At 26.7% G+C, this 1,013-nt stretch carries 1 protein-coding gene; it reads left to right on the top strand.

What is annotated here, in order from left to right:
* A partial coding sequence (locus CY0110_RS27805) for a restriction endonuclease subunit S (protein WP_008279016.1) occupies positions 1 to 824 on the top strand: 824 nt, incomplete at its 5' end.
* Positions 825 to 1,013 lie beyond the last annotated feature (189 nt).

Below are 1,013 nucleotides of genomic sequence, written 5' to 3'. Positions count from 1 at the left end.
AAGAAAATATAAAATTTATAATCAGATCAAAAAAAGAAGATAGCATCATTATCAATGAAATCTTTGGTAAAGAATTTAATATTTCGCTTTCTGATATATCTTCAATAGATACAAATTCAAAAATACATATAAATTTAAGTGATATATATTTTGGGAATAATAATATTAGAAATAGCTTTCGGTGGAATAAAATTCAGTTAATTCAAAAATTTATTTATAAGAATATTGATTGTATTCAGTTGTTAGGTAATTTTATTATTAAAACCAAAAATGGTTGGAGTCCTCCCTCAATAGAGGGGGGTAATGGTATTCCGATACTTGGACAAGAACACTTTGGTTCTGATGGTGTATTGAAAATTTTACCAACTAAATTTACAGAAGATACAAAAAATAATATTGAAAATTATTTTATTCAAGAAGGGGATTTCTTTGTAAGCAGAGGAAATACGATTGATTTAGTTGCACTTGCAAGTGTCGTTGAAGAAGAAATATCAGAGGATATTCTTTTTCCTGACTTATATATTAAAGTTAAATTGGATGAAACAGTTATCGATAAAAAATATTTGGCTTTGTTGTTTAATTCTTTTTTTGGAAGGCTTTATTTTAAGTATGTTTCAAAAGGTAAAAATCAAACAATGGTTAAAATATCATCAAGGGAATTATATAACTTCTATTTACCAATTCCTGACATCAAAAAACAAAAGAAAATAGTAGAAGGAATAACAGACAAAATAGATGAACAGAGTAAAATAAACAAAAAAATAGAGAAAAATATAGCAAAAATTAATTTAATTATTGAAGAGTCTATTAATCAAAATCAATAATCTACTTAGCGAACTTGTTTAATGGTTGATTTCCCTCATTATTTTGTTGTTTAGCTAGTCTCGCTGCTTCTACTAACTTATTTTGGCTTTTCCGAAACGATTGATTCCACTGTAATTCATCTTCAATATCAGCAATATATTCTCGTAAATGCTCAATAATTCGCTCTTGTGAGCATCAGACAGAGATTC

This window comes from Crocosphaera chwakensis CCY0110, assembly GCF_000169335.1.
In the GTDB taxonomy this organism is placed as follows: domain Bacteria; phylum Cyanobacteriota; class Cyanobacteriia; order Cyanobacteriales; family Microcystaceae; genus Crocosphaera; species Crocosphaera chwakensis.
The sequence above is the reverse complement of the archived record's forward strand: the minus strand, read 5'-3'. Positions and strand labels throughout refer to the sequence as shown.